Source organism: Streptomyces nodosus (assembly GCF_008704995.1).
Taxonomy (GTDB): domain Bacteria; phylum Actinomycetota; class Actinomycetes; order Streptomycetales; family Streptomycetaceae; genus Streptomyces; species Streptomyces nodosus.
Genome location: NZ_CP023747.1, coordinates 2,442,531 through 2,467,060 on the forward strand (window position 1 = coordinate 2,442,531; position 24,530 = coordinate 2,467,060).

At 73.1% G+C, this 24,530-nt stretch carries 22 protein-coding genes; 17 read left to right on the plus strand and 5 right to left on the minus strand.

What is annotated here, in order from left to right:
• Nucleotides 1-170 precede the first annotated feature (170 nt).
• A complete protein-coding gene (locus CP978_RS11085; protein WP_043439910.1) occupies nt 171-1,073 on the minus strand; it encodes a MaoC/PaaZ C-terminal domain-containing protein in 903 nt (300 codons plus the stop codon).
• Between the two features lie 171 nt (nt 1,074-1,244).
• Between CP978_RS11085 and CP978_RS11090 the strand changes: the two genes are divergently transcribed.
• The 8 genes from CP978_RS11090 to CP978_RS11125 all read left to right on the plus strand — a co-directional run bounded on the left by CP978_RS11090 (nt 1,245) and on the right by CP978_RS11125 (nt 9,844).
• Nucleotides 1,245-2,156: an ABC transporter ATP-binding protein gene (locus CP978_RS11090; protein ID WP_043439913.1), complete on the plus strand. Its 912-nt coding sequence runs from the start codon at nt 1,245-1,247 to the stop codon at nt 2,154-2,156.
• Nucleotides 2,156-2,872, plus strand: a complete 717-nt coding sequence (locus tag CP978_RS11095; RefSeq protein ID WP_043439914.1) for an ABC transporter permease — start codon at nt 2,156-2,158, stop codon at nt 2,870-2,872. The genes CP978_RS11090 and CP978_RS11095 overlap by 1 nt, the downstream gene beginning before the upstream one ends.
• Nucleotides 2,873-2,928: 56 nt before the next feature.
• Nucleotides 2,929-4,194 carry a sensor histidine kinase gene (locus CP978_RS11100; protein WP_043439915.1) on the plus strand — a complete coding sequence of 422 codons (1,266 nt, stop codon included), beginning with the start codon at nt 2,929-2,931 and terminating at the stop codon, nt 4,192-4,194.
• A 105-nt stretch (nt 4,195-4,299) separates the two neighbouring features.
• Nucleotides 4,300-4,932 carry a response regulator transcription factor gene (locus CP978_RS11105; RefSeq protein WP_043439916.1) on the plus strand — a complete coding sequence of 211 codons (633 nt, stop codon included), beginning with the start codon at nt 4,300-4,302 and terminating at the stop codon, nt 4,930-4,932.
• 275 nt (nt 4,933-5,207) lie between these two features.
• Entirely contained in the window at nt 5,208-6,947 is a 1,740-nt protein-coding gene (locus tag CP978_RS11110; protein ID WP_043439917.1) for an MFS transporter, read from the plus strand.
• 288 nt (nt 6,948-7,235) lie between these two features.
• Nucleotides 7,236-7,937 (plus strand): class I SAM-dependent methyltransferase, encoded by a 702-nt coding sequence (locus CP978_RS11115; RefSeq protein WP_052454077.1) that lies wholly within the window; start codon nt 7,236-7,238, stop codon nt 7,935-7,937.
• Nucleotides 7,938-7,947: 10 nt separating this feature from the next.
• Nucleotides 7,948-8,925 carry an N-acetylmuramoyl-L-alanine amidase gene (locus CP978_RS11120; protein WP_043439920.1) on the plus strand — a complete coding sequence of 326 codons (978 nt, stop codon included), beginning with the start codon at nt 7,948-7,950 and terminating at the stop codon, nt 8,923-8,925.
• A 157-nt stretch (nt 8,926-9,082) separates the two neighbouring features.
• Nucleotides 9,083-9,844 carry a DUF5336 domain-containing protein gene (locus CP978_RS11125; RefSeq protein WP_174498621.1) on the plus strand — a complete coding sequence of 254 codons (762 nt, stop codon included), beginning with the start codon at nt 9,083-9,085 and terminating at the stop codon, nt 9,842-9,844.
• 65 nt (nt 9,845-9,909) lie between these two features.
• On the opposite strand, the gene CP978_RS11130 is transcribed toward CP978_RS11125, so the two are convergent.
• The 4 genes from CP978_RS11130 to CP978_RS11145 form a co-directional block, all read right to left on the minus strand.
• Nucleotides 9,910-10,461, minus strand: coding sequence for a hypothetical protein (locus CP978_RS11130; protein WP_043439927.1), 552 nt, complete (start codon nt 10,459-10,461; stop codon nt 9,910-9,912).
• Nucleotides 10,462-10,613: 152 nt separating this feature from the next.
• Nucleotides 10,614-11,684 carry a prenyltransferase/squalene oxidase repeat-containing protein gene (locus CP978_RS11135; RefSeq protein WP_043439930.1) on the minus strand — a complete coding sequence of 357 codons (1,071 nt, stop codon included), beginning with the start codon at nt 11,682-11,684 and terminating at the stop codon, nt 10,614-10,616.
• Nucleotides 11,681-12,424, minus strand: a complete 744-nt coding sequence (locus CP978_RS11140; RefSeq protein WP_043439932.1) for a class I SAM-dependent methyltransferase — start codon at nt 12,422-12,424, stop codon at nt 11,681-11,683. Before CP978_RS11140 ends, CP978_RS11135 begins: the two co-directional genes overlap by 4 nt.
• A complete protein-coding gene (locus CP978_RS11145) occupies nt 12,418-13,950 on the minus strand; it encodes a glycosyltransferase family 4 protein (protein ID WP_043439934.1) in 1,533 nt (510 codons plus the stop codon). The genes CP978_RS11140 and CP978_RS11145 overlap by 7 nt, the downstream gene beginning before the upstream one ends.
• 204 nt (nt 13,951-14,154) lie before the next feature.
• Here CP978_RS11145 and CP978_RS11150 point away from each other — a divergent pair, with 204 nt between their 5' ends.
• The 9 genes from CP978_RS11150 (at nt 14,155) to proP (ending at nt 24,469) form a co-directional block, all read left to right on the plus strand.
• A complete protein-coding gene (locus CP978_RS11150; protein ID WP_052454078.1) occupies nt 14,155-14,856 on the plus strand; it encodes a TetR family transcriptional regulator in 702 nt (233 codons plus the stop codon).
• A 532-nt stretch (nt 14,857-15,388) separates the two neighbouring features.
• Nucleotides 15,389-16,621, plus strand: a complete 1,233-nt coding sequence (locus CP978_RS11155) for an SCO2321 family membrane protein (protein WP_043439935.1) — start codon at nt 15,389-15,391, stop codon at nt 16,619-16,621.
• Nucleotides 16,618-17,295 (plus strand): SCO2322 family protein, encoded by a 678-nt coding sequence (locus CP978_RS11160; RefSeq protein WP_043439936.1) that lies wholly within the window; start codon nt 16,618-16,620, stop codon nt 17,293-17,295. Before CP978_RS11155 ends, CP978_RS11160 begins: the two co-directional genes overlap by 4 nt.
• Nucleotides 17,268-18,383 carry an energy-coupling factor transporter transmembrane component T gene (locus CP978_RS11165; protein WP_052454079.1) on the plus strand — a complete coding sequence of 372 codons (1,116 nt, stop codon included), beginning with the start codon at nt 17,268-17,270 and terminating at the stop codon, nt 18,381-18,383. The genes CP978_RS11160 and CP978_RS11165 overlap by 28 nt, the downstream gene beginning before the upstream one ends.
• On the plus strand, nt 18,380-20,062 hold the full coding sequence (locus tag CP978_RS11170; protein WP_043439939.1) for an ABC transporter ATP-binding protein: 1,683 nt from the start codon (nt 18,380-18,382) through the stop codon (nt 20,060-20,062). The genes CP978_RS11165 and CP978_RS11170 overlap by 4 nt, the downstream gene beginning before the upstream one ends.
• Nucleotides 20,059-20,940 carry an ECF transporter S component gene (locus CP978_RS11175; RefSeq protein WP_043439941.1) on the plus strand — a complete coding sequence of 294 codons (882 nt, stop codon included), beginning with the start codon at nt 20,059-20,061 and terminating at the stop codon, nt 20,938-20,940. The genes CP978_RS11170 and CP978_RS11175 overlap by 4 nt, the downstream gene beginning before the upstream one ends.
• A 419-nt stretch (nt 20,941-21,359) precedes the next feature.
• The gene (locus CP978_RS11180; RefSeq protein ID WP_043439943.1) at nt 21,360-21,776 is read left to right on the plus strand and encodes an aggregation-promoting factor C-terminal-like domain-containing protein; all 417 of its coding nucleotides are present in this window, start codon (nt 21,360-21,362) and stop codon (nt 21,774-21,776) included.
• A 266-nt stretch (nt 21,777-22,042) separates the two neighbouring features.
• Nucleotides 22,043-22,738: a YoaK family protein gene (locus tag CP978_RS11185; RefSeq protein ID WP_043439945.1), complete on the plus strand. Its 696-nt coding sequence runs from the start codon at nt 22,043-22,045 to the stop codon at nt 22,736-22,738.
• 345 nt (nt 22,739-23,083) lie between these two features.
• Nucleotides 23,084-24,469: a glycine betaine/L-proline transporter ProP gene (gene proP, locus CP978_RS11190; RefSeq protein ID WP_043439947.1), complete on the plus strand. Its 1,386-nt coding sequence runs from the start codon at nt 23,084-23,086 to the stop codon at nt 24,467-24,469.
• The last annotated feature ends 61 nt before the right edge of the window (nt 24,470-24,530 follow it).

Here is a 24,530-nt window from a genome sequence, read left to right on the forward strand (position 1 = left end):
ATCGGGACCCAGGCCCGGATCGGGCCCCGGATCCGGGGCCGAGGCCGAGACCCGGACCGGACCCGGATTCGGTGCCGGAATGGGACCGAGACCGGGTCGGGGACAAGGCCAGCGGCCGGGAACGAGACCGGCCGGGGACAGGGCCCAGAAGCCCGGGCCGGGGGCACCGCTCAGGGGCGCTCAACGACCGTGCCGGTGAGGACCGGCGTCTCGTCACTCCCCCGCTCTCGGTCTCGTTCGAGCGGGGAGGCTCCCCTGACCGTGTGCACCGTCACCCGGACCGAGCCGTCCCCCCGCCACATCCGGATGCGCAGGGTCTCCCCCGGGAAGACGACCCCGGTGAAGCGCGCGGAGTAGCCGGTGACCCGGGTCGCCTCCCCGTCGAGCAGGGTGTCGACGACCGTCTTGAGGGTCGTTCCATAGGTGCACAGGCCGTGCAGTACGGGCCGCTCGTACCCGGCGCGAGCGGCGAACTCCGGGTCGGCGTGCAGGGGGTTCCAGTCCCCGGAGAGACGGTGGAGCAGGGCCTGGTCCTCACGGGTCGGCCGCAGGACGACCCGGTCGGGCTCCCTGGCGGGCGGATCGAGCCGGGCCGCCGGCCCTGAAGGGCCCCGGTCGCCGCCGAAGCCGCCCTCCCCGCGCACAAAGATCTGCGCCTCCTCGGTCCACAGCGGGCCGTCGGCGTCGGCGGCCTCGGTGCGCAGGACGAGGACGGCGGCCGTGCCCTTGTCGTACACGGCGGTGACGCGGGAGACGGCAGTGGCCCTGCCCTCCACCGGAATCGGGCGGTGCAACGCCAGCGTCTGGCCGCCGTGCAGCACCCGGGCGAGGTCGACGTCCACGCCGGGCACGGACAGTCCGCGGATCACCCCGGGGGCGCCCCCGCCCGCGACGGTGGCGAAGCTCGGCAGGACCTGCAGCCGGGTCTCCAGGGTGTAGCGCAGCTCACGGGGGTCGGTCGCCGGGACCCCCGCGCCGATGCCCAGATGGTGGAGCAGGACGTCCTTGCGGTTCCAGGCGATCTCGACGGACCGTGGTCCGGCGGCGAGGGCCCTGGCTGCGTCGAGAGGCATAGACCCCCTGTATAGCCCGGCACCCCGCGCCCTGTGAAGGCCGTGCGGCCCCGCCCCCGGGGCCGCACGGACCGGCCCCGACCCCGGGCCGCCGGCCGTGACATTTGTCCCGTCGAAGTCCGTACAACCGCATCTGTCGGGAGCCCGCCCCCGCCCCCTACGGTCGTAGCCATGACGAAAACGACGGGGACACCTACTGCCGTGTCCTTCACGGGGGCCGTCAAGACATACGGTGCGGTGCGCGCCGTCGACGGCGTGGATCTCCGGATCGCGCGCGGCGAGACCATCGCGCTGCTCGGCCGCAACGGCGCCGGGAAGTCCACGCTCATCTCCCTGCTGCTCGGCCTGCACCCACCCGACGAGGGAACCGTCCAGCTGTTCGACGCGCCCCCGGAGCGGGCGGTGCGCGCGGGCCGGGTGGGCGCCATGCTGCAGGACGCACGGGCGGTCCCCCGGGTCACCGTCCAGGAACTGGTGGCCTTTGTGGCCGGACGTTATCCGGACCCGATGCCCGTGGCGCGGGCCCTGGAGCTGGCCGGGATCACGGACCTGGCCCGGCGGCGGGTGGACCGGCTGTCCGGCGGGCAGACCCAGCGGGTGCGGTTCGCGGTGGCGCTCGCCGGGAACCCCTCGCTGCTGGTGCTGGACGAGCCGACCGCGGCCCTGGACGTGGAGGCGCGGCAGACCTTCTGGCGGTCGATGAGGGCGTACGCCGACCGCGGTCACACCGTCCTGTTCTCCACACACCATCTGGAGGAGGCGGACACGCACGCCGACCGGATCGTGGTCATCGACCGCGGCCGTGTCGTCGCGGACGGCACCGGTGAGCAGCTCAGACGGGCGGCGGGCGGCGCCCTCGTCTCCATCGAGCCGGCCGGCCGCGGCACCGAGGAGCTGGCCCTGCTGCCCGGTGTACGCACGGTCGAGGTCCGCGGAAAGCGGGTGCTGCTGCGCACCGACGACTCGGACAAGACGGTGATCGCGCTGGCCGCCCTGGGTGCGATACGCCGCCTGGAGGTCGCCCCGGCGTCGCTGGAGGACGCGTTCCTGGCCCTGACGGCGCCCCGGAAGGAGACGGCCTGATGCTGGACTATCTGCGGCTCGAAGTACGCCGGACGCTGCGTGACCTGGGCTTTGTGATCGGCGGGATCGCGATGCCGGTGATGATGTATCTGCTGTTCACCAACCTCGGGGAGAACGACGGCAGCTGGAAGACCGCCTCCATGGTGGGCATGGCCGCATACGGTGCGGTCGGTTCGGCGCTGAACACCGGCGGCGGGGTGGCCGAGGACCGTGCGATCGGCTGGCTGCGGCAGCTGAGGGTGACCCCGCTGACCTCACGCCAGGTCGTCATGGGCCGGGCGCTGACCGGTTCGGTGACGGTGCTGCCCGCGATCGCCGCGGTGCTCGCCGCGGGCGGTCTGGTCAACGGGGTGCGGCTGGCGCCCTGGCAGTGGGGGGCGGTCGCGCTGCTGCTGTGGCTGGGCTCGATCCCGTTCACCCTGCTCGGTCTCGGCAACGGCTACCGGCTGACCGCGCAGACCACGGCCGTGACGAACCTGGTGTGCAATCTGGGGCTCTCGGTGCTCGGCGGACTGTGGTTCCCCGTCACCCTGTTCCCCGGCTGGCTGCGCGCGGTCTCGGCCTGCACCCCGACCCGCCGCTTCGCCCAGCTCGGTCAGTCGGTCGCCGAGGGCCGTGCCCCGGCCCTCGGCGCGCTGCTCGTGCTGACGGGCTGGCTGCTGCTGTTCGGTGCGTACGCGGTGCTGTCCTACCGCCGCAGCGCGGCACACACCTGAAACGACGCGGCACACACCTGTGAACGAACACACCTGTGAACGAAAGGAGAAGAGGCATGACCTGGTCGCACACGGTGCCCCGCCGGGAGAACGCAGGGTGGTCGGCGCTCCGGCAGGCCCGGGCACGCCGGCGGTCGTGCAAGGAGCACGGGCGGCGCCTCCCGGGCCCGCCGCTCACCGGCTTCAGTCTGCTGCCGTGGCTACTGCTGGGGATGGGCTCCTTCTCCAACCTCTTCCAGGACAGCACCGCGAACCCCTGGATCGGCGCCCTGGGGCTGCTGACCTTCAACTCCCTCTATGTCTATGTGGTGTTCCGCGCGTTCTCCCCGGAGAAGCGGGCGGCCGTCTCCACCCGGGCGGCCCTCGCGCTGATGGGCGCGGTGACCTGCGGTCTCGCCATCGGCTACGGCGGCACCTGGCTGCTGTTCTTCCCGCTGCTCGGGCTCGCGACGGGGGCGCTGCTCCGTGGACCCGGGCTGGGCCGGACGGGTACGGCGCTCGCGGTGCTCGCCGGCGCGGTCGCCGCCGCCCGCGAGGGCTGGGGCGGGCTCGACATCGCGTACGCCACCTGGATCTCCACCATGGTGACGGCCGCGATCCTGTCCCTGTCCGAGGCCGTACGGGAACTGCGCGCCGCCCGCGAGGAACTGGCGCGTCGCGCGGTGGAGGAGGAGCGCATGCGCTTCTCCCGCGATCTGCACGATCTGCTGGGCCACACCCTCTCGGTGATCGTGGTGAAGTCGGAGGCCGCCCGCCGGCTGGCGGCGCGCGACATGGACGCGGCGCTGGCGCAGGTCACCGACATCGAGTCGGTCGGCCGACAGGCGCTCACCGAGATCCGCGAGGCAGTGACGGGCTACCGGGAGGGCAGTCTGGCGACGGAACTGGACCGGGCCCGCTCCGCGCTCACCGCCGCCGGCGTCGAACCCGTCGTACGCCGGTCGGGCCCTCCTCTGGTGCCGCAGACCGAGGCGCTGCTCGGCTGGGTGGTCCGCGAGGCGGTCACCAACGCCGTGCGGCACAGCGGTGCGACCCGCTGCGAGATCACCGTCGACGGCACGGCCGAACGCGTCCGGCTGACGGTCGCGGACAACGGGACCGGCAGGCCCTCGACGCCGTCCCCCGCGGGTGTCGGCGGAACCGGTCTGAAGGGCCTGACCGAACGCCTCGCGGCCGCGGGCGGCTCCCTGCACGCGGCCCCCTCCCCCCGCGGCGGCTTCACGGTCACCGCCGAACTGCCGGCGGAGACCGGACTCCGCACGGCACCCGAGCCCACGGTGCCCTCCCGCTCCCCCGCGACCACGGCGCCCCGTACCGGCTGAGCAGTCGGCACGGCTCGTCGTCTCCCGGCCGCGGCGGTCGCCGAACGGCGGGCCGTAGCGCCCGCACGGCCGGGGGCCGCACCGTACGCTTGGCCCGTGGACGAGATGCCCAGCAGTCACCGGTCGGCGAAGTCCATCAGGGTGCTGCTCGCCGAGGACCAGGGCATGATGCGCGGTGCCCTCGCCCTGCTGCTCGGCATGGAGGAGGACATCGAGGTCGTGGCGCAGGTCTCGGCGGGCGATGCGATCGTGGACGCCGTGCTGGCTCAGCGCCCCGACGTGGCCCTGCTGGACATCGAACTGCCGGGCATGAGCGGTCTGGACGCGGCGGCCGTGCTGCGTGAACAGGCCCCGTACTGCCGGGTGTTGATCCTCACCACCTTCGGCAGGCCCGGTTATCTGCGCCGGGCCCTGGAGGCGGGTGCCGCGGGCTTCCTGGTCAAGGACGGGCCGGTGGAGGAGCTGGCCGCCGCGATCCGGCGGGTGCTCTCGGGCGAGACGGTCGTCGACCCGGGGCTGGCCGCGGCGGCCCTCAGCGCCGGGCCGAGCCCGCTGACCGCGCGCGAGTGCGAGGTGCTGAAGGCCTCCAGGGACGGGGCGACGGTCTCCGACATCGCCGCCGGTCTCCGGCTGTCCGAGTCCACGGTCCGCAACTACCTCTCCTCGGCCATCGGAAAGACCGGCACCCGCAACCGTATGGAGGCGGTGCGGGAGGCCCGGCAGCAGGGCTGGCTGTGACCCGGATTTGACGGGCCGTCAGATTCTCATGGGATGGTCAAGGATTCATTAGGGGGGCGAAGCATCGGAATAGTCGGCCGGACGTGCGGGGTTCTACCCGGCACACGGCCGCGCTGATGTCGCGCACGACTCCGCGCTCCGTCACTCCGTCGCTTCACCACTTCTCGCTTCCGTACCGCCGTACTTCGTACTTCCTGACTCCGTACGTCCCGAGTTCACTCGCCGTGCTTCCTGACTTCCGCATGTCCGCACTTCCGGCCTGGAGGCCCCACTCAATGACGCCCACAACGACCGACCAGCCCGCCCGGAGGCAGTCCGGCACGATCGTGCCGGTGCTCGCCTTCGCGGGGATCGTTGTCGCGGTGATGCAGACCCTGCTCGTCCCCGTCATCAAGGACCTGCCCGCGCTGCTGAGCACCACGCCCAGCAACGCCACCTGGGTCCTGACCTCCACCCTGCTCTCGGGTGCGGTCGCCACACCGATCATGGGCCGCCTCGGCGACCTCTACGGCAAGCGGCGGATGCTGCTCGCCAGCCTGGCCGTGATGGTGGCCGGCGCACTGATCAGCGGCTTCACCGCCGCCGTACTGCCGATGATCGTCGGACGTACGCTCCAGGGCTTCGCAATGGGCGCGATACCGCTCGGCATCGGCCTGATGCGCGACATGCTGCCCCGCGAGCGGCTCGGCTCGGCGATGGCCCTGATGAGCTCGTCCATCGGCGTCGGCGGCGGACTCGCGCTGCCCGCCGCGGCCCTGATCGCCCAGCACGCCGACTGGCACGCCCTGTTCTTCTGCGCCGCCGGGCTCGGCGTCCTCTCGATCGTCCTCACCCTGGTAGCCGTGCCGGAGTCCCCGGCCCGCGCCCAGGGCTCCTTCGACCTGCCGGGTGCCCTCGGGCTGTCGGCCGGCCTGGTCCTGTTTCTGCTGCCGATCACCAAGGGCAGCGACTGGGGCTGGACGTCCGCCGGGACGCTCGGCCTGTTCGGGGCGTCCGCCGTGGTCCTGCTCCTGTGGGGCCTGATGGAACTGCGCCTCGCCGCCCCGCTGGTGGACCTGCGCACCACGGCCCGCCGCGAGGTGCTGCTCACCAACCTCGCCTCGATCATGGTCGGCGTCTCGTTCTACGTCGTCTCGCTGGTGCTGCCCCAGCTGCTCCAGCTGCCCGTCGCCACCGGCTACGGACTCGGCACCTCGATGGTCGTCGCGGGCCTGTGCGTGGCGCCGCTGGGCCTGACGATGATGTTCACCGCGCCCGTCTACGCCCGGCTGTCCGTCAGGTACGGCCCCAAGGTCACCCTGATCATCGGGCTGCTGGTCATCGCGCTCGGCTACGCCGGCGGGCTCGGCCTGATGACGGCCGCCTGGCAGACCGTGGTCATCTCGGTGGTCCTGGGCGCGGGCATCGGCCTGGCCTACTCCTCGCTGCCCGCGCTGATCGTCGGCGCGGTCCCGGCCTCGGAGACGGGCGCGGCCAACGGCCTCAACACCTTGATGCGTTCGATTGGTACGTCGGTCTCCAGCGCCGTCATCGGCATGGTGCTCACCGGCACCGCGCATCAGCAGGGCGGGCTCGCGGTCCCCAGCATGCAGGGATTCCGCGTCTCCTTCCTGATCGCCACGGCCGCGGCGGCGATCGGTCTGCTGCTGGCCCTCCTGCTGCCGAACCAGCGCCCCGCACAGCACACACAGCTGCGCGCGAGCAGCGAGGAGGAGGCCAATCTGCAGCGTGCCGAGGAGGTGCTGTGGGGCTTCAGGGGGCGGGTCCTGGGCGCGGACGGCACCCCGGTCGCCCGGGCCAGGGTGACACTGATCGACCGCCGGGGACGTCAGGCGGGCGCCACGCTCAGCGCGGCGGACGGCAGCTATGCGCTGACCGTTCCGGCCCAGGGCCCCTATGTCCTGGCCGCCACCGCCACGGGCCACGGCCCGCACGCCTCGTCCGCCACCCACACCGGCGACGACCACCCGGTCGACCTGGACCTCTCCCTCCCGGGCGAGTCGGTCTCGGCCTGACCACGTCCCGCAGGCCCACCACCGGCGGGGCCTGCGGGACCACCGCCGGTGTCTCCGCCCCACAGGCGGCCCCCCTCGCCCGCCCGGCCGACGGACACCCCGGCCCCCTCGGCACCGCTCGTCCCACAGACGCTCCCGTGCGGGCGGGGTCGGCCCCGCGCCCGCGGCCTTCGGCGGCCCTCCCCCGGCTGAGTCGCCGACCGGCCGGGTCCGCCGTACCCCGCGTCGCCCGCCCGGCAGGGGTACGGCAGCATGGGCCCGTCCGTTTGTACGACCGAGAGGAACCCCATGGCCGCGGCGTCCTCGCCCGAGCTCCCGACCGCGCCCGGCCCGGGAGGACCCTCGTCCGGGGTCCTGGCCGCGTTCGAGGCCGCCAAGGGGTTCATGCCGCTCCACGAGGGGCTCGCGCTGCATGCGGCCGCCACCGAGGCCGCGCGGCTGGGGCTGCCCCTGCTGGAGGTCGGCACCTACTGCGGGCGCTCCACGATCCTGCTCGCCGACGCGGCCCGCGCGGCCGGGGTGACCGCGCTCACGGTCGACCACCACCGCGGCAGCGAGGAGCAGCAGCCGGGCTGGGAGTACCACGACCCGGAGACGGTCGACCCCGAGGTCGGCCTGATGGACACCTTGCCGGCCTTCCGGCGCACCCTGCACAGGGCGGGGCTCGAGGACCATGTGGTCGCGCTCGTCGGCCGCTCCCCGCAGATCGCCCGGATCTGGAACACCCCGCTCGGCCTGGTGTTCATCGACGGCGGTCACACCGACGAGCACGCGAACGCGGACTACGAGGGCTGGGCCCCCCGGGTGGCCCACGGCGGGCTGCTGGTCATCCATGACGTCTTCCCCGCGCCGGAGGACGAGTTCACCGGCCAGGCCCCGTACCGCGTCTACCTCAGGGCCCTGGCGTCCGGCGCGTTCACGGAGGTCTCGGTGACCGACTCGCTGCGCGTCCTACGGCGAACGAGGACGGGGAGCGACCCGCGCCGTTAGGGTCGCAGTCATGTCGTACGTAGGTCCGGACTTCGATCCTCCCCGACCGCGCCGCTCCCGGCGGGGCCCGCTGACGCTCGCGATCGCCGGGCTGGTGCCGGCCGCGCTGGTGGGCTGGCTGGTGTACGAGGCGGTCGCCGACACCGGCGGCGGGCCGGCCGGCGCCGCGGCGCCCCCCACGAGTTCCCCGGTGTCCGGGTCCGCCACCGCCTCCCCCTCGGACGAGTCCGCCACCGCCTTCCCCTCGGAGGACTCCAAGGGGAGGGCCGTGCCGCCCTCGCCGGCGTCCACCACCGGCCGGGCGGCGGGCTCCGGATCCCTCAAGGGCAAGGTCGTGGTCATCGACCCGGGGCACAACCCCAACAACTTCCGGCACACCGCCGAGATCAACCGCAAGGTGAACATCGGGACGAACCGCAAGGAATGCGACACCACCGGCACCTCGACCAACGCCGGTTACGCCGAGGCACGGTTCACCCTGGACGTGGCGCGCCGGCTGCGCACGATCCTCCAGGACCAGGGCGCCACGGTGAAGTTCACCCAGGACGGCGACCGCCCCTGGGGTCCCTGCGTGGACGAGCGGGCACGGATCGGCAACGAGGCGCACGCGGACGCGGCGATCTCCATCCACGCGGACGGCGCGGCGGCCGGCGACCGCGGCTTCCATGTGATCCTTCCGGCCTCGGTGCACTCGGGTACCGCCGACACCCGCCCGATCGCCGCCTCCTCGCGCGCCCTCGGCGAGCGCATCGCGGGCAGCTTCGTCCGCGTCACCGGAAGCGCCCCGTCCAACTACCTCGGCAAGGGCACCGGTCTGGTCGTCCGCGACGATCTCGGCGGCCTCAATCTGTCGACGGTTCCCAAGGTGTTCATCGAGTGCGGCAACATGCGCGACAGCAAGGACGCGGCACTGCTGACCGACGGCGCATGGCGGCAGAAGGCGGCCCAGGGGATCTCTGAGGGAATCGTGAGTTTTCTGCACGGGTAGCGATCAACGCCCTCAACCCGGCGGACATCCCGCCCGGCCGGACGATAGTGTCGTCCTACGATGAGGGGTCATCCCCGCGCTTCACACCGCGGCCCGAGGGCGAGATGGTGACAGCGACGCCTCCACCGACGACGAGACGACAGACGAAGGACCCGAAGTGAATATCCGCTCCCTCACTCGAGGCGACGGCGTGGTGATCGGAGCAGCGGTACTGCTGTTCATCGCCTCGTTCCTCAGCCGCACCGGCTGCAGCGGCACCTACTGTGACTCCATCAGTCTTCCCAGCTCCTGGGACAGCCTCGGGCTCGGGCTCGGCACCTATATGGCGGGCGTGGCCGGTGGCGCGCTGGTGATTCTCTCCCGGCTGCTTCCCGCGCCCCGCAAGGTCCTGGGCCTCGACCTGGCGGTGGTCGGTGCGACGCTGACCGTCTCGGCCGCCTGGGTGCTGCTGTGGACGCTGATCGACGCGACCAACAGCGGTTCCGGTCTCATCCTCGGTTTTCTCGCCGCCCTGGTCCTGGCGGCCGCCGCGGTCGCCACCCCTCAGGTGCCGGCCCTGCAGGCCGCGCTCATCCCCGCTCCCAAGCCGGCCGCTCCCGGGCCCTACGGCGCGCAGCCGCAGGACGCCGCCTACGGCTACCCCGGCGCCCAGCAGTCCTTCTCCGGCCAGCCGCAGCAGGGGCAGCCGTACGGTGGGCAGCCGCAGCCGGTTCCGGGCGGGGAGTTCTCCCCCTTCTGGTTCGCGGTGCCGGCGCCGCGTCCGCTGTTCGCCGAGGACGGCTCCCCGGCCCCGGTCGCCGAGCTCGCGCCCGGCACCTGGTACCTGGCCGTCGAGCAGCGCGGCCCCGGCCTGGTGGCGCAGACGCAGGACGGCCGCCGCGGAGTGCTCCAGGACACCAGCGGCATCCAGCGCGGCTGAACGCCTTCCCCGCACGGCCCCTCGCCCCTCCGGGCGGGGGGCCGTCGTCGTACCAGGCGTTTTGCCTAGCCCGCGGCGAGCTGCCGGGCCGTGGGGTTCTGTTTCCGGACCGGAGTGCCCGCGCGTCGGCCGGTGTCCCGCACCTTGGTGACGATGTCGTCGAAGGACTTCACGGCCGACGCGTCGCCCTTGCGGAGCCTGGCAGGCAGGCTCCCGAGCGCGTCGATGCCCGGACCGAGCGGCGTGAGGGCCTTGGAGAGCCGGGGGTCGCCCCGGGAGTCGCGCCGGGCCGCCTCGAGCCGGTGGTAGGCGTAGGTGCCCGCGAGGTGCGCTCGGACGAGGGCGGCGGTCCGCCCGCGCCTGCCCTTCTTGAAGGCGCCCGCCTTCGAGGGCCTCACGATCCATCGGTCCGTCGCGCCGGCCGCCAGCCCGGCGTTCGTCGCGAAGCGGGTCCTGGCGAGCTGCCGCCGCTCCGCCGGGGTGCTCGGGGAGGGGCTGGCGACCGCGATATAGACGGCGGCCTTCCGCGTGACGGTGCTGCGGGCGCAGGCGGAGGCGCAGCCGACCAGGGTGCCGCAGAGGGCGAGCGCCAGCAGGGCTCGTATCGGTCCGGGCACGGGGTCCTCCGGGGTGTCCTCCGGGAACGGGTGGTTCTCCCGGCAGCGTCACCCGGGAGCGGCGCCCGCACCAGCCGGGGAGGCCCGTTCGGGTCCGGTCCGGGGGCCGCCCTCGCCACCGCGGCCCGGCGCCGGCACCGGCACCGGCACCGTCAGACGCAGCAGTCCGTCTCCAGGCCCCTCGGCAGGTGTTCGCCGCCGAAGACCGCGCAGGTCGGCTCGTGACCGCCGAGCGCGGCCACGGCCAGCAGCAGCGAGCCCGCCGTCCAGGTGGTGAGCTCCCGGGGCCAGATCACCCCGTCGTCGAAGACATGACCCGTCCAGTACAGACCCGTCTTCGGGTCCCGCAGATGCCGGATCGACTGGAGGATCTCCAGCGCGCGGTCGGACTCGCCCATCGCCCAGAGCGTGAGGGCGAGTTCGGCCGACTCACCGCCGGTCACCCAGGGGTTGGGGACGACGCAGCGCACGCCGAGGCCGGGCACCACGAAGCGGTCCCAGCCGTCCTCGATGCGCTCCTTCGCCTCCGTGCCGGTCAGGGCGCCGCCGAGGACCGGGTAGTACCAGTCCATCGAGTAGCGCTTCTTGTCGAGGAAGCGCTCCGGGTGCCGGTGGATCGCATGCCGCAGCATGCCCACCGCCAACTCCCAGTCCGGCTGTGCCTCTTCGCGCTGCTCGGCGATCGCAAGCGCACAACGCAGCGCCTGGTGGACCGAGGAGCATCCGGTCAGCAGCGCGTCCGCCACGGCCGTGCCGTCGTCCTCGCACCGCCAGCCGATCTGCCCGCCGGGCTGCTGCAGCCGGAGCACGAACTCCACGGCCGCGTACACCGTCGGCCACATCCGGTCCAGGAAGGTGTCGTCGCCGGTCGCGAGGTAGTGGTGCCATACCCCGACGGCCGCATAGGCGACGAAGTTGGTCTCGCGTCCCCGGTCGGTGACGTCCGCCGGGTCCCCGTCGGCGTAGGCCGCGTACCAGGAGCCGTCCTCGTTCTGGTGCCGGGCCAACCAGTCGTACGCCCGTTCGGCCGCGGTGTGCTCCCCGGCCGCGTCGAGTGCCATGGCGGCTTCGACATGGTCCCAGGGGTCGAGATGGTGCCCCCGGTACCACGGCACGGCGCCGTCCTCCCGCTGGACGGCCAGGATCGCGTGGACGGTCGCGGTGGCCTGCTCGGCGGTGAGGACCCCGGGCAGGACGAGGTGTTCTGTCCGGGGGGTGGTCACGGGGTGCCCGCCTCCGGAAGTCGCGGCAGCTGGGGCTTGGTCGCGTACGCCACGAAGCTCTTGCCCATCAGCGGGTTCAGCGCCTGCTCGGCGACCCGGGTGGCGAGCGGTTTCTTCATGATGTCCCAGACCAGCAGCTTGTGGTACGCCCGCACCGGCAGCGCCCGGTCGTTGTCGACGCCGAACGCGCACTTCAGCCACCAGTACGGCGAGTGCAGGGCGTGGGCGTGATGGGTGCCGTACGGCCTGAGCCCGGCCTCCCGGATCTTCCCGAGCAGTTCGTCCGCGCGGTAGATGCGGATATGGCCGCCCTCGACCTGGTGATAGGCGTCGGACAGGGCCCAGCAGACCTTCTCGGGGCCGTAGCGCGGGACGGTGACCGCGATGCGCCCGCCCGGCTTGAGCACCCGGACCATCTCGGCGAGCACACCCTTGTCGTCCGGGATGTGCTCCATGACCTCGGAGACGATCACGACATCGAAGGAGGCGTCGGGAAAGGGAAGCGCCAGGGCGTCCCCCTGCAGGGCGCTCGCGTCGGCACCGGCCGGGGCCTCACCCGCCTCCTCCATCGCCGCGAACCACCGGACGACCTCGCGGATCTCCTCGCCGTTCCGGTCGAGGGCGACGACCCGCGCGCCGCGCCGGTAACACTCGAACGCGTGCCGTCCGGCACCGCAGCCGAGGTCCAGGACACGGTCGCCCGGGGCGATCGGGAACCGGGAGAAGTCGACGGTCAGCACGTGGCCCTGCTTTCACGGTCGGAATCGACGTCGGTCACTTGTACGGCGGTCGCCGTCCCGCCTGCTTCCCTGCCCGCGGCGGGGGTGGTGGAACGCGCGTCCCCGACCGCGGTCCCGGTGCCGGTCAGGGCACCGGAGCGGTCGTCGCCTCCCGCCGTGGCGCGGCGGGCGGCCGGTCCGGCCGAGGCGGCGATCGCCTCGCGGTACCGCGCCACCGTGCCCTCGGCCGCCTTCGCCCAGGTGAAACGTCCCAGCACCCGCTCGCGTCCGGCCCGTCCGAGCCGTACCCGCAGCTCCGGATCGCCCAGCAGACGGCCGAGTCCGACGGCCAGCGCTCCGGCGTCGCCCGGCGGCACCGCCAGACAGGTCTCGCCGTCCGGCCCCGCGACCTCCGGTACCGCACCGCCGGTGGTGGCCAGCAGCGGCGTACCGGTCGCCATCGCCTCGGCGGCGGGCAGCGAGAAGCCCTCGTACAGCGAGGGCACGCACGCCACCTCGGCCGACCGCACCAGGGCCACCAACTCCGCGTCGGAGACGCCCTTCACGAACTCGACGGCGTTCCCCAGGCCGTGGCGCGCGATCGCCTGCGCGACCGGCCCGTCCTGCGGGCGCTTGCCGACCACGACCAGATGCGCGCCGGGGTGCTCGGTGCGCACCTTCGCCAGCGCCTCGACCAGGAAGACCAGGCCCTTGAGCGGTACGTCCGCGCTGGAGGTCGTCACGATCCGGCCCGGCACCTGCGGCACCGAGGGATCGGGGGAGAACAGCTCGGTGTCGGCGCCGATGTGCACCACATGGACACGGTCCCGGGAGACGCCCAGCTGGTCGACGATCTCCTGGCGGGAGGTGCCGGAGACGGTGAGCACCGAGGGCAGTCGCCGCGCGACCCGCCTCTGCATCCGGGTGAAGGCGTACCAGCGCCGCAAGGACGCCCGGCGCTTACGGCTCTCGGCCGCCTCCAGCTCCAACCGGCGGTCCACGGTGACGGGATGGTGGATCGTGGTCACCAGCGGGGCGCCCATGTCGCCCAACAGCCCGTAGCCGAGCGTCTGGTTGTCGTGCACCACGTCGAAGTCGCCGCGGCGGGCGCGCAGATGACGGCGTGCGCGCAACGAGAAGGTCAGCGGCTCCGGAAAGCCGCCGGTCCACATGGTCGCCACCTCGATGGCGTCGATCCAGTCCCGGTACTCCTCGCGGCCCGGGGTGCGGAAGGGGTCGGGCTGGCGGTACAGGTCGAGGCTGGGGAGTTCGGTGAGGGACAGCCCCTTCAGGTCCTCGCCCTCGTCGAGCACGGGGTAGGGCTGCGCGCCGATCACCTCGACACGGTGACCGAGCCGGACCAACTCACGGGAGAGATGCCGTACATACACGCCCTGGCCGCCGCAGAACGGGTTCCCCTTGTAGGTGAGGAGCGCGATGCGCAACGGGCGGTCCTCCCCGGGTTCCCGGCTCCGCCCGGACGGGGAGCCGGCCCCGGCGGCGGCCGAGCCCTCCCGGGGACCCGCCTCACTGGCCTCAGCGGTCACTCTAGGCCCCTTCTCCCAGCGCCGTGTCCCGCGAGATTACGTCGGGACGATAATCTAGAACAAGTTTCAGACTTGATCGTGGAACCTTCGAATCTACCGGCAGGTAGCCCCATGGTGAGCGAGGGGCCGGGTGATTCGCACCACGACCGGCGCCCTGCCATGCTGTCTGACCGCACGCCCTCAGCGATGTCACGGACGGGACCCATGCCTGCGGAAGCCAAGGTGCCAGCCAGGACCACGCGCACGGCCGCGCAGCCGGCCTCGTCCCCCCTCACCGAGCGGCAGGAGGCCCGCCGCCGCAGGATCCTCCAGGCGAGCGCGCGACTGGCCGGCCGGGGCGGTTTCGACGCGGTGCAGATGCGCGAGGTCGCGGAGTCCTCACAGGTGGCGCTCGGCACGCTGTACCGCTACTTCCCCTCGAAGGTGCATCTGCTGGTCGCGACCATGCAGGACCAGTTGAGCCGTCTGCACGACACCCTCAGAAAGCGGCCCCCGGCCGGGGAGACGGCCGGTGAGCGGGCGGCGGAGACTCTGCTGCGCGCCTTCCGCGCGCTCCGACGCGAGCCACAGCTGGCCGACGCCATGGTCCGCGCACTGATCTTCGCCGACCGCAGCGTCTCGCCCGAGGTGGAGCAGGTCTCGCGCCGGACGACGGCGATCATCCTGGACGCGGCGGGCCTGGACGACCCGACCCCCGACCAGCTCTCCGCGGTGCGCGTCATCGAGCACACCTGGCACTCGACCCTGATCACCTGGCTCGCGGGGCGCGCCTCCGTCGCCCAGGTCGAGGTCGACATCGAGACGGCGTGCCGGCTGATCGACCTCACCGCACCGGGCGCCCGCCGTCGGGGCCGGTCCGGGGACGGACGCGGGAACCCTCCCGGAGATTTGTCCAAAAAATCATGAATCAGGGGGTTCCATCCCGTATGGGGAGGTCTATTCTGAGAAGTGCCTACGAGGCGAGTGAGGTAGCTCAACCGGAGTAGCCGACTCAGGCGTGAAGTCTCGGCTTCCGCTCGGGCCGACATCGACGGTCGAGTGAAGAACCAGAAGGTCGAAAGACCCGAAGGAAGCCCGAACCCGTCTCGTAGGTTTTTTGTGCGCCAGGACGGTCACCTGGCGCCTTCGGGCACTTACGGACCGTGATGCACTCCCGGAGGCGCGGGCGATTCTCGGGCCTTTTCGAGGGGGCCGGTAGAGTGACGGCGTCGTTCTCACACTCGTACGGGGGGAAGCCGGTGTAAATCCGGCGCTGACCCGCAGCCGTGTGCCGCCTCCGGGCGGTGAGCCGGATCGCCTCGCACGGACGTGACCGGCTCGTGTCGTCGGCAGCCCGCCGACGGCCGGCACCGTCGAGGCTTACGGGGCCGGAGCCGCCCGGTTGCCTTCGCGTGCCCGTGCGCCCCGGCCCCCCGCAGGGAGAGGCAATCCGCCGACCATGATCGTTCGCCGCGCCGCAGCGGTACTGGCCGCCATCACCGTGATCGGTGGCGCCACCGCCCCGGCCGCTCTGGCCACCGGCCCCTCCCCCTCCTCCTCGCCCGCACTGCCCTCGGGTCTGTACGGCACCGGCGACCCCACCTACGACGGGGTCTGGCGCCAGTCGCTGGCCTTCCTCGCCCAGCACTCGGTGGGGGTGAAGCCGGCCGCGAAGGCGGTGGACTGGCTCACCCGACAGCAGTGCGCCGACGGCGCGTTCGCCCCGTACCGCGCGAACCCGGCCGCCGCGTGCGACGCCAAGACGCCCGTCGACACCAACGGCACGGCGGCGGCCGTCCAGGCGCTGGCCGCGCTCGGCGGACAGGACGCCGTCACCGCGAAGGCGGTCACCTGGCTGAAGTCCGTGCAGAACGCGGACGGCGGCTGGGGCTATACGGCGGGTGGCGCGAGCGACGCCAACTCCACGTCCGTGGCGGTGGGAGCGCTGGCCGCGGTCGGTGAGAAGCCCGCCGAGGTGCGGTCCGAGGACGGCCACTCGCCGTACGACGCGCTGCTGAAGCTGTCGGTCCCCTGCGACCGGGACGGCGGCGGCGCGTTCGCCTACCAGCCCGACAAGAAGGGCGCCTTGGCGGCGAACGCCGACGCCACCGCGGCGGCCGTGGTGGGCGCGCTCGGCCGGGGGCTGGCCGGAAGCGCCTCGAAGCAGGCCGGGGCCGCCGGCTGCAAGACCGCCGACAGCCCCGAGCGGGCCGCACAGAACGGCGCCGCCTATCTCATCGAGAGCCTGGCGAAGGACCACCATCTGACGTCGGCGCTCCCCGGCGCCGATCCGCAGCCCGACTACGGCAACACGGCGGACGCGGTCGTCGCGCTCGCCACCGCGGGCCGGGGCGACAAGGCCGCCGACGCCATGGGCTGGCTCAAGAGCCACTCCGCCCGCTGGGCCGAACAGTCCGGGCCCGCCGCCTACGCCCAGCTGATCCTCGCCGCGACCGCCACACAGTCCGACCCGCGTGACTTCGGCGGCCAGGACCTCGTGGCGAAGCTCAGCGCGACCGGCCCCGAGCCGGACTCCGGCAAGGCCGCCGCCTCCTCGTCCCCGGCCGCCTCGGAGCAGAAGGAGAAGTCCGACGGCGGAGTCTTCGGCGTCTGGTGGTTCGTCGCCGTCTGTCTGGTCGCCGGCATCGGTGTGGGCTTCCTGCTGTCCGGCCGCGCCAGGAAGCAGCAGTGATCCGCCGCGGTACGACCGTGCTGGCCCTGGTCCTTCCGGTTCTCCTGCTGACGCTGTTCGGCGGCGGACCGGCCCAGGCCGTCGGCTATCGCTACTGGTCCTTCTGGGAGCGGGACGGCGGCCGGTGGACATACGCCTCCCAGGGGCCCTCGACCGCCCGGCCGGCCGACGGGGACGTCCAGGGCTTCCGGTTCGCCGTCAGCGTGGACTCCCAGGACGCCACAAAGCCGCGCGGGACGGCGGACTTCGCGACCGTCTGCGCCACGACACCCGCCCGGGCCGGCGAGAAGAGGCTGGCACTGGTCCTCGACTTCGGCACCCCTGAGGACGCCCCCTCGGGCGAGACCCCGCCGGCCCCGCGCACCGCCTGCGCCCGCGTACCCGAGGACGCCACCACCGCGGACGCGCTGGCGGCGGTGGCCAAGCCGCTGCGCTACGACACCAACGCCCTGCTGTGCGCGATCGCCGGCTACCCGCAGAAGGGCTGCGGCGAACAGGTGGGAGGGTCGGAACAGACGGAACGGGCAGCACGGCCGGGGGCGTCGGACGGGACCGGAACCACGGCACAGGGCACCGCGCACCACGGCCCCTCGGTCGGCGTACTCGTGGCCGCCGCGGCGGTGGCGGTGCTCGGTGGGGCGGCGATATGGCAGGCGCGCCGCCGCAGGAGCTGACCATGGTCTCTCGTCCCCGTGGCGGTCCTGCCCTGCACCCGGGCGCCTGGTGGCTGTGGTCCCTCGGCCTCGCCACCGCCGCCACCCGCACCACCAACCCCCTGCTGCTCGCCCTGCTCGTCACGGTGTCCGGGTATGTCGTGGCGGTGTGCCGCACCGCCACGCCCTGGTCCCGCTCCTACTCCGCCTTCGTCAAGCTCGCCCTCGCGGTCCTGGTGATCCGGCTGGTGTTCGCCGTGGTCCTCGGCTCGCCGATCCCCGGCACCCACACCGTCCTCACCCTGCCCGAGATCCCGCTCCCCGACTGGGCGCAGGGCATTCGCCTCGGCGGCCGGGTCACCGCCGAGAGCCTGGTCTTCGCCCTGTACGACGGACTGAGGCTGGCCACGCTGCTCGTCTGTGTCGGCGCCGCCAACTCCCTGGCGAACCCGGCCCGGCTCCTCAAGTCCCTCCCGGGCGCGCTGTACGAGGTGGGCGTCGCGGTCGTCGTCGCGCTCACCTTCGCTCCGCATCTGGTCGCCGACGTACGGAGGCTGCGCGCGGCACGCCGACTGCGGGGTCGGCCCGACCGGGGTCTGCGCGGTCTGCTCCAGGTCGGACTGCCGGTCCTGGAGGGCGCGTTGGAACGTTCGGTGGCCCTGGCCGCCGCGATGGACGCACGGGGCTTCGGCCGCACCGCCGAGGTTCCGCCCGCCGTGCGCCGTACCACCGGCGCCCTCACCCTGGGCGGTCTGCTCGGTGTCTGCGCGGGCACCTATGGACTGCTCACCGCGGAGGGCGGCATCTACGGTCTGCCCGTCCTGCTGGCCGGGCTGGCCGCCGCGCTGGCCGGGCTCCGGCTCGGCGGCCGGCGCTCGCCGCGCACCCGCTACCGCCCGGACGTCTGGGGCGCACGGGCGTGGCTGGTAGCCGGTTCCGGGATCGCGGCGGCGGCGCTGATGGCCCTCTCCGGCGCCCACGACCCCACCGCGCTGCATCCCGGGGTCGTCCCCCTGACCGCTCCCGAACTGCCCCTGCTCCCCGCCGCGGCGGTCCTGCTCGGCCTGCTGCCCGCGTTCGCCGCCCCCGCCCCCAAGGAGCCCGCGTGATCCGCTTCGAGAACGTCTCGGTGACGTACGAGGGTGCCGGTGAACCGGCTGTCCGGGACGTCGACTTCGAGGTCCCGGAGGGTGAACTGGTGCTGCTGGTGGGCCCGTCCGGGGTCGGCAAGTCGAGTGTGCTCGGCGCGGTGAGCGGTCTGGTCCCGCACTTCACCGGCGGCACCCTGCGGGGCCGGGTCACCGTGGCCGGACGCGACACCCGTACCCACAAGCCCCGCGAACTCGCGGATGTGGTGGGCACGGTGGGCCAGGACCCGCTGTCCCATTTCGTGACCGACACCGTGGAGGACGAACTCGCCTACGGCATGGAGTCCCTGGGGCTGGCGCCGGAGGTGATGCGGCGGCGGGTCGAGGAGACCCTGGACCTGCTCGGGCTGGCCGATCTCCGTGAGCGCCCGATCGCCGCCCTCTCCGGCGGTCAGCGGCAGCGCGTCGCCATCGGCTCGGTGCTCACCCCGCATCCCAAGGTCCTCGTCCTGGACGAGCCGACCTCCGCGCTCGACCCGCCGGCGGCCGAGGAGGTCCTCGCCGTTCTCCAGCGGCTCGTCCACGATCTCGGTACGACCGTGCTGCTCGCCGAACACCGGCTGGAGCGGGTCGTCCACTACGCCGACCAGATCGTGCTGCTCCCGGCCCCGGGCGCCCGCCCGGTGCTGGGCACCCCGGCGGAGGTGATGGCGGTCTCCCCGGTGTGCCCGCCGGTGGTGGACCTCGGCCGACTGGCCGGCTGGTCGCCCCTGCCGCTGACGGTCCGGGACGCCCGCCGACGCGCCGGCGCCCTGCGCGAACGGCTCGCGGACGCCGCCCCCGTGGACGACCGGACTCCGGGCCCGCAGGCGCCTGGCCCGCGCCCGCGTCCCGCCACCGCTCGCCGCTTTCTGCGCCGTCGTCCCGTCCCGGACTCCCCCGCGCCTCACCCCCCGGCGGCCGTCGCCTCCCTCGCCGTCCACCGCGGGCAGGTGGAGGCCCTGCGCCGGGTCGACCTCACCGTCACCGCGGGCGAGACCGTCGCCCTGATGGGACGCAACGGCGCCGGGAAGTCCACCCTGCTGGCGGCGCTCGTCGGGCTGGTGGAACCGGCCCGGGGCTCCGTACGGGTCGGCGGGGCGGTGCCGCACCGTACCGCCCCGCGCGAGCTGGTGCGGCGGGTGGGCCTGGTGCCCCAGGAACCACGGGACCTTCTGTACGCGGACACCGTGGCCGCCGAGTGCGCGGCGGCGGACCTGGACGCGGGCGCCGACCCCGGCAGCTGCCGGGCCCTGGTGTCCGAACTGCTGCCGGGCGTCGCGGACGAGACCCATCCGAGGGATCTGTCGGAGGGGCAGCGGCTGGCGCTGGCCCTCGCCGTGGTGCTCACCGCGCGGCCCGAGCTGCTGCTCCTGGACGAGCCGACGCGCGGTCTGGACTATGCGGCCAAGGCCCGTCTGGTCACCGTGCTGCGCGGACTCGCCGCCGAGGGGCACGCCATCGTGCTGGCCACCCATGATGTGGAACTGGCCGCCGAACTCGCCCACCGGGTGGTGATCCTGGCCGACGGCGAGGTCGTCGCGGACGGTCCGGCCGCCGATGTGGTCGTCGCCTCCCCGTCGTTCGCGCCCCAGGTGACGAAGGTGCTGGCGCCGCAGCGGTGGCTCACCGTGGCCCAGGTGCGAAAGGCGCTGTCGTGACCGCCGCTCCTCGCCCGGAAGCGGCGGCGCCGTCCCCGCCCCACCCGGACCGGGACTCCCGGGTCCGCCCCGGGTCCCCGCCCGTCCGGCTCGGGCCCCGCTCGGTCGCCTCCCTCGTCCTGGTGAGCGCCGTCGGCGCCGCGGGCTTCACCTGGCCGCTCTTCGCCGACCCCGGCTCCCAGGTCGGCACCCACGCCCAGGACGCCCCCTGGCTCTTCACCGGGCTGCTGGTGCTGCTGGTCGCGGTCGTGGCGGCGACCATCTCCGAGTCGGGACTCGGTCCGAAGGCCGTGGCCATGCTCGGAGTGCTCGCCGCGACCGGGGCCGCCCTGCGACCGATCGGCGCCGGGACCGCCGGCATCGAACCGATGTTCTTTCTGATGGTGCTGAGCGGGCGGGTGCTCGGGCCGGGATTCGGGTTCGTCCTCGGCAATGTGACGATGTTCGCCTCCGCGCTGCTGACCGGCGGGGTCGGCCCCTGGCTGCCGTTCCAGATGCTGGCGATGGGCTGGTTCACACTGGGTGCGGGACTGCTGCCGGGCCCCGGGCGGTGGTTGCGGGGACGGGCCGAGGTCGCGTTGCTCGCCGCGTACGGCCTGGTGGCGGCCTTCGCCTATGGCACGGTCATGAACCTGGCGGGCTGGCCCTTCATGGGCGCACTGGCCTCGAACATCGCCTTCGATCCGCACGCCGGGCTCGCCGCCAACCTCACCCGCTTTCTCGCCTACTGCCTGGCCACCTCCCTGGGCTGGGACCTGGGCCGGGCCGTCGTCACGGTGGTGCTCACCTTCTTCCTGGGCCCGGCGGTGCTCAAGGCGCTGCGCCGCGCGACCCGGCGCGCGGCCTTCGAGGCCCCGGTCGGCTTCGAACAGGCCTAGTTCTGCGGCGGTTCCCCTGTGGTCCGGGTCACCTCGCCGACCCTCCGGTGCGGTGTGGGTCACACCGGTCCACCGCGTTCCGTGGCGCCGGAGTCGACCGTCCGTCATCCCCGCCGTGACGGGCCCCACGTGACCGGGCTCACCTACTAACCGGACTCGTAGGCGGGCGGAGGGTGCACCCCCGCCGATCAGGCCCCCGACCTGGCCTTTGAGAACCGGGTCACACAGACCCGTGGGGCCGAATGCGACCACAACTAGTAAAAGAGGGCATTGCGGACACCTCGCCGGCCTGTTTCTCTGGATGACGTCGCCGGGCGCCGACGAGCCCTCATGGGCCGCGGCGCCGCTGCATGCCCCCGCCGCTCCTCCGCGGTTCCGGTGTGCCCGCGACCCCATGCCCCCGAACGAAAAGGTGTTCTGTGTCCGTCTCCGTCATCCGCCGCATCGCCACCCCGAAGAAGGCCGTCGCCACCGCCGCCCTGGCCGCCGCCACGACCGGCATGCTGTTCGCCTCGGCTCCCGCCCAGGCGGCCTCCTCGGGATCGGACTCCTCCGCACAGGCGATCGCCCATCAGATGATCCCGGACTCCGCGCAGTACGAGGCGTTCAACAAGATCGTCTCCCATGAGAGCGGCTGGAACGCGCACGCCACCAACTCCTCCTCCGGCGCCTACGGCCTGGTCCAGGCGCTGCCCGCGTCCAAGATGTCGTCCGCCGGTTCCGACTGGAAGAGCAACCCGGCCACCCAGATCAAGTGGGGCCTGGACTACATGAACTCCCGCTACGGCAGCCCCGCCGCGGCGTGGAACTTCTGGTCGACCCACCACTGGTACTGATCGAGCCGGTCCCCCGTGACCACGAAGGCGGCGTCCCCGAACCCGGGGCCGCCGCCTTCGTCATGTCCGCCCACGCCGCCTCCGCCCCTGGCCGTCCGCCCACATCGTCTCCGCTCCCGGCCGGCCCCGTACGGCGTCCGGTGCCCCGCCCTTGAACACTTGTGCCCCGACGCCACGGACGCGCCGTCCACGCGGACGTCCGATACGGGCCCGGCGGCCGTGGTGGACTTGAGCGCACCGCGCCCGTCCCGCCGACCGGAGGCCCGATGACGACGGAGGAGTCCGACGCCCAGGACCGCGACCCCGAGGCGCACGGACTGCGCCTGGTCCCGGCGCTCTTGACGATGACCGTGGTCAGCGGGCTCGTCGACGCGGTGAGTTATCTGGGGCTCGGCCATGTCTTCACGGCGAACATGACGGGCAATGTGGTGCTGCTTGGCTTCTCCGCGGTCGGCGCACCGGGCATCTCCACCGGGCACTCCCTGGTCTCCCTGGCGTCGTTCCTCACGGGGGCGGTGATGGGTGGGCGGGTGGCGCGACGGTACGGCGGTGGATCGCGGCGCACCTGGACCCGGACGACCTCCGCGGCCGAAGCCGTTCTGCTGGGCGTGTCCGCGGCGATCGCCTTCGCCTCCCCGGGCGCCTCCGGTGCGGGCTACGCGCTGATCGCGGTGACGGCCTTCGCGATGGGCCTGCGCAATACGACGGTGCACAAGCTCGGGGTGCGCGACCTGACCGCCACCACGGTGCTGACCACCACACTGACGGGGCTGGCAGCCGACTCCCGACTGGGCGGCGGCACGGGCAGCCGCACCCCGCGCCGCGGTGCCTCCGCCGTGGCCCTGCTGGCGGGCGCCCTGCTCGGCGGCTGGCTGGTCCTCCACCACGGCCTGGGCGTCCCCCTGCTGGTCGCCGCACTGTTGGCGGGGGCGCTGGCGGCGACGGTGTCGGGGCGGATCTGAGGCGGCTCCTCCGCATCGGTGCCCCGGGGCCCGGCGCCACCGCCGTCCCGGAGCAGCGTACGGCGGACTTTTGTTCGGGCGACGACTGTGGCAGGACGGTCCGGTTCCCCCCTCGGTGCGCGAGAAGGGTCACAGACATGGCCGTGAGCGGCTGTCCACGAGATGGCCGTCGCGCCTGGACACAGGGCGTTTGCGCGCTCTGCGCAGCACCTGTGTCACCCAATGTGAGGACGCAAACCGCACCTATAGTCGATTTTCCGGCCCACCTCCCGGACGGACCCCGGTCCGCAGCGGGACGGCGGGCCCCTTGTCCTCGTTCCCGTCGAAAGGCAGGCGAGCGGAATCTTGACGACCGTCGCTCCACTCCCACCGTCCGATGCGTACCGGGCCCCGGTGGCCCGGGAGGCAACCGTCACCGACCCGGCGCTGGTCAAACGCGCCGTGAAGGCCGCCGCGCTCGGCAACGCGATGGAGTGGTTCGACTTCGGCGTCTACAGCTATATCGCGGTGACGCTGGGCAAGGTGTTCTTCCCGTCCGGCAGCCCCACCGCACAGCTGCTCTCCACCTTCGGTGCCTTCGCCGCGGCGTTTCTGGTCCGGCCGCTGGGCGGCATGGTCTTCGGACCGCTCGGCGACCGACTGGGGCGCCAGAAGGTGCTCGCACTGACCATGATCATGATGGCGGCGGGCACCTTCGCGATCGGCCTGATCCCGTCGTACGCGACGATCGGCGTCGGCGCGCCGGCGCTGCTGCTGGCCGCCCGTCTGGTGCAGGGCTTCTCCACCGGCGGCGAGTACGCGGGCGCGTCCACCTTCATCGCCGAGTACGCCCCGGACAGAAAGCGCGGCTTCCTCGGCAGCTGGCTGGAGTTCGGCACGCTCGCCGGATACGTCGGCGGCGCGGGCCTGGTCACCCTGATGACCGCGCTGCTGCCCGCCGCGGACCTGGTGGCCTGGGGCTGGCGGATCCCGTTCCTGATCGCGGGCCCGATGGGCATCATCGGCCTCTATCTGCGGCTGCGGCTGGAGGAGACCCCGGCGTTCGCGGCGGAGGTCGAGAAGTCGGGGGCCGACCGTCCCCGGGTGCCGCTGCGCGAGACGGTGGCCGGCCAGTGGCGGGCGCTGCTGCTGTGCGTGGGCCTGGTGCTGGTGTTCAACGTCACCGACTACATGCTGCTGTCGTACATGCCGAGCTATCTGACCAGCGAGCTGAAGTACGACGAGACCCATGGACTGCTGGTGGTGCTCGGCGTGATGGTGCTGATGATGATCGTGCAGCCGTTCGCGGGGGCGCTCACCGACCGCGTGGGCCGCCGCCCGGTGATCGCGGCGGGCTGTGCGGGTTTCCTGTTCCTGTCGGTTCCCGCGCTGCTGCTGATCCGCCAGGGAGGCCTGCTCGCCATCGCCCTCGGCATGGGGGCGCTCGGACTGCTGCTGGTCTGCTTCACGGCGGCGATGCCGGCCACGCTCCCGGCCCTCTTCCCGACCCGGGTCCGCTACGGCTCGCTCTCGATCGGCTTCAATGTGTCCGTTTCGCTGTTCGGCGGGACCACCCCGCTGGTGGTCACGGCGCTCATCGGGGCCACGGGGAACATGATGATGCCCGCCTACTACATGATGGCGGCGGCCGTGATCGGCGGGGCCGCGGTGTGGCGCATGACGGAGTCGGCCGGACGTCCGCTGCCGGGGTCGGCACCGTCGGTCGAGCGCCCGCCGCACCCGACGGCATGACAGGCATGACATCACCCGAACGTGTCTATACAGGCCCTCTCACCTCGGGCTATATTCATTA

Excerpts from the sequence above, each read along its gene's own strand:
- CP978_RS11085 (WP_043439910.1), bottom strand. The coding sequence starts at position 1,073 with ATGCCTCTCGACGCAGCCAGGGCCCTCGCCGCCGGACCACGGTCCGTC.
- CP978_RS11090 (WP_043439913.1), top strand. The coding sequence starts at position 1,245 with ATGACGAAAACGACGGGGACACCTACTGCCGTGTCCTTCACGGGGGCC.
- CP978_RS11095 (WP_043439914.1), top strand. The coding sequence starts at position 2,156 with ATGCTGGACTATCTGCGGCTCGAAGTACGCCGGACGCTGCGTGACCTG.
- CP978_RS11100 (WP_043439915.1), top strand. The coding sequence starts at position 2,929 with ATGACCTGGTCGCACACGGTGCCCCGCCGGGAGAACGCAGGGTGGTCG.
- CP978_RS11105 (WP_043439916.1), top strand. The coding sequence starts at position 4,300 with ATGCCCAGCAGTCACCGGTCGGCGAAGTCCATCAGGGTGCTGCTCGCC.
- CP978_RS11110 (WP_043439917.1), top strand. The coding sequence starts at position 5,208 with ATGACGCCCACAACGACCGACCAGCCCGCCCGGAGGCAGTCCGGCACG.
- CP978_RS11115 (WP_052454077.1), top strand. The coding sequence starts at position 7,236 with ATGGCCGCGGCGTCCTCGCCCGAGCTCCCGACCGCGCCCGGCCCGGGA.
- CP978_RS11120 (WP_043439920.1), top strand. The coding sequence starts at position 7,948 with ATGTCGTACGTAGGTCCGGACTTCGATCCTCCCCGACCGCGCCGCTCC.
- CP978_RS11150 (WP_052454078.1), top strand. The coding sequence starts at position 14,155 with ATGCCTGCGGAAGCCAAGGTGCCAGCCAGGACCACGCGCACGGCCGCG.
- CP978_RS11155 (WP_043439935.1), top strand. The coding sequence starts at position 15,389 with ATGATCGTTCGCCGCGCCGCAGCGGTACTGGCCGCCATCACCGTGATC.
- CP978_RS11165 (WP_052454079.1), top strand. The coding sequence starts at position 17,268 with ATGGCAGGCGCGCCGCCGCAGGAGCTGACCATGGTCTCTCGTCCCCGT.
- CP978_RS11185 (WP_043439945.1), top strand. The coding sequence starts at position 22,043 with ATGACGACGGAGGAGTCCGACGCCCAGGACCGCGACCCCGAGGCGCAC.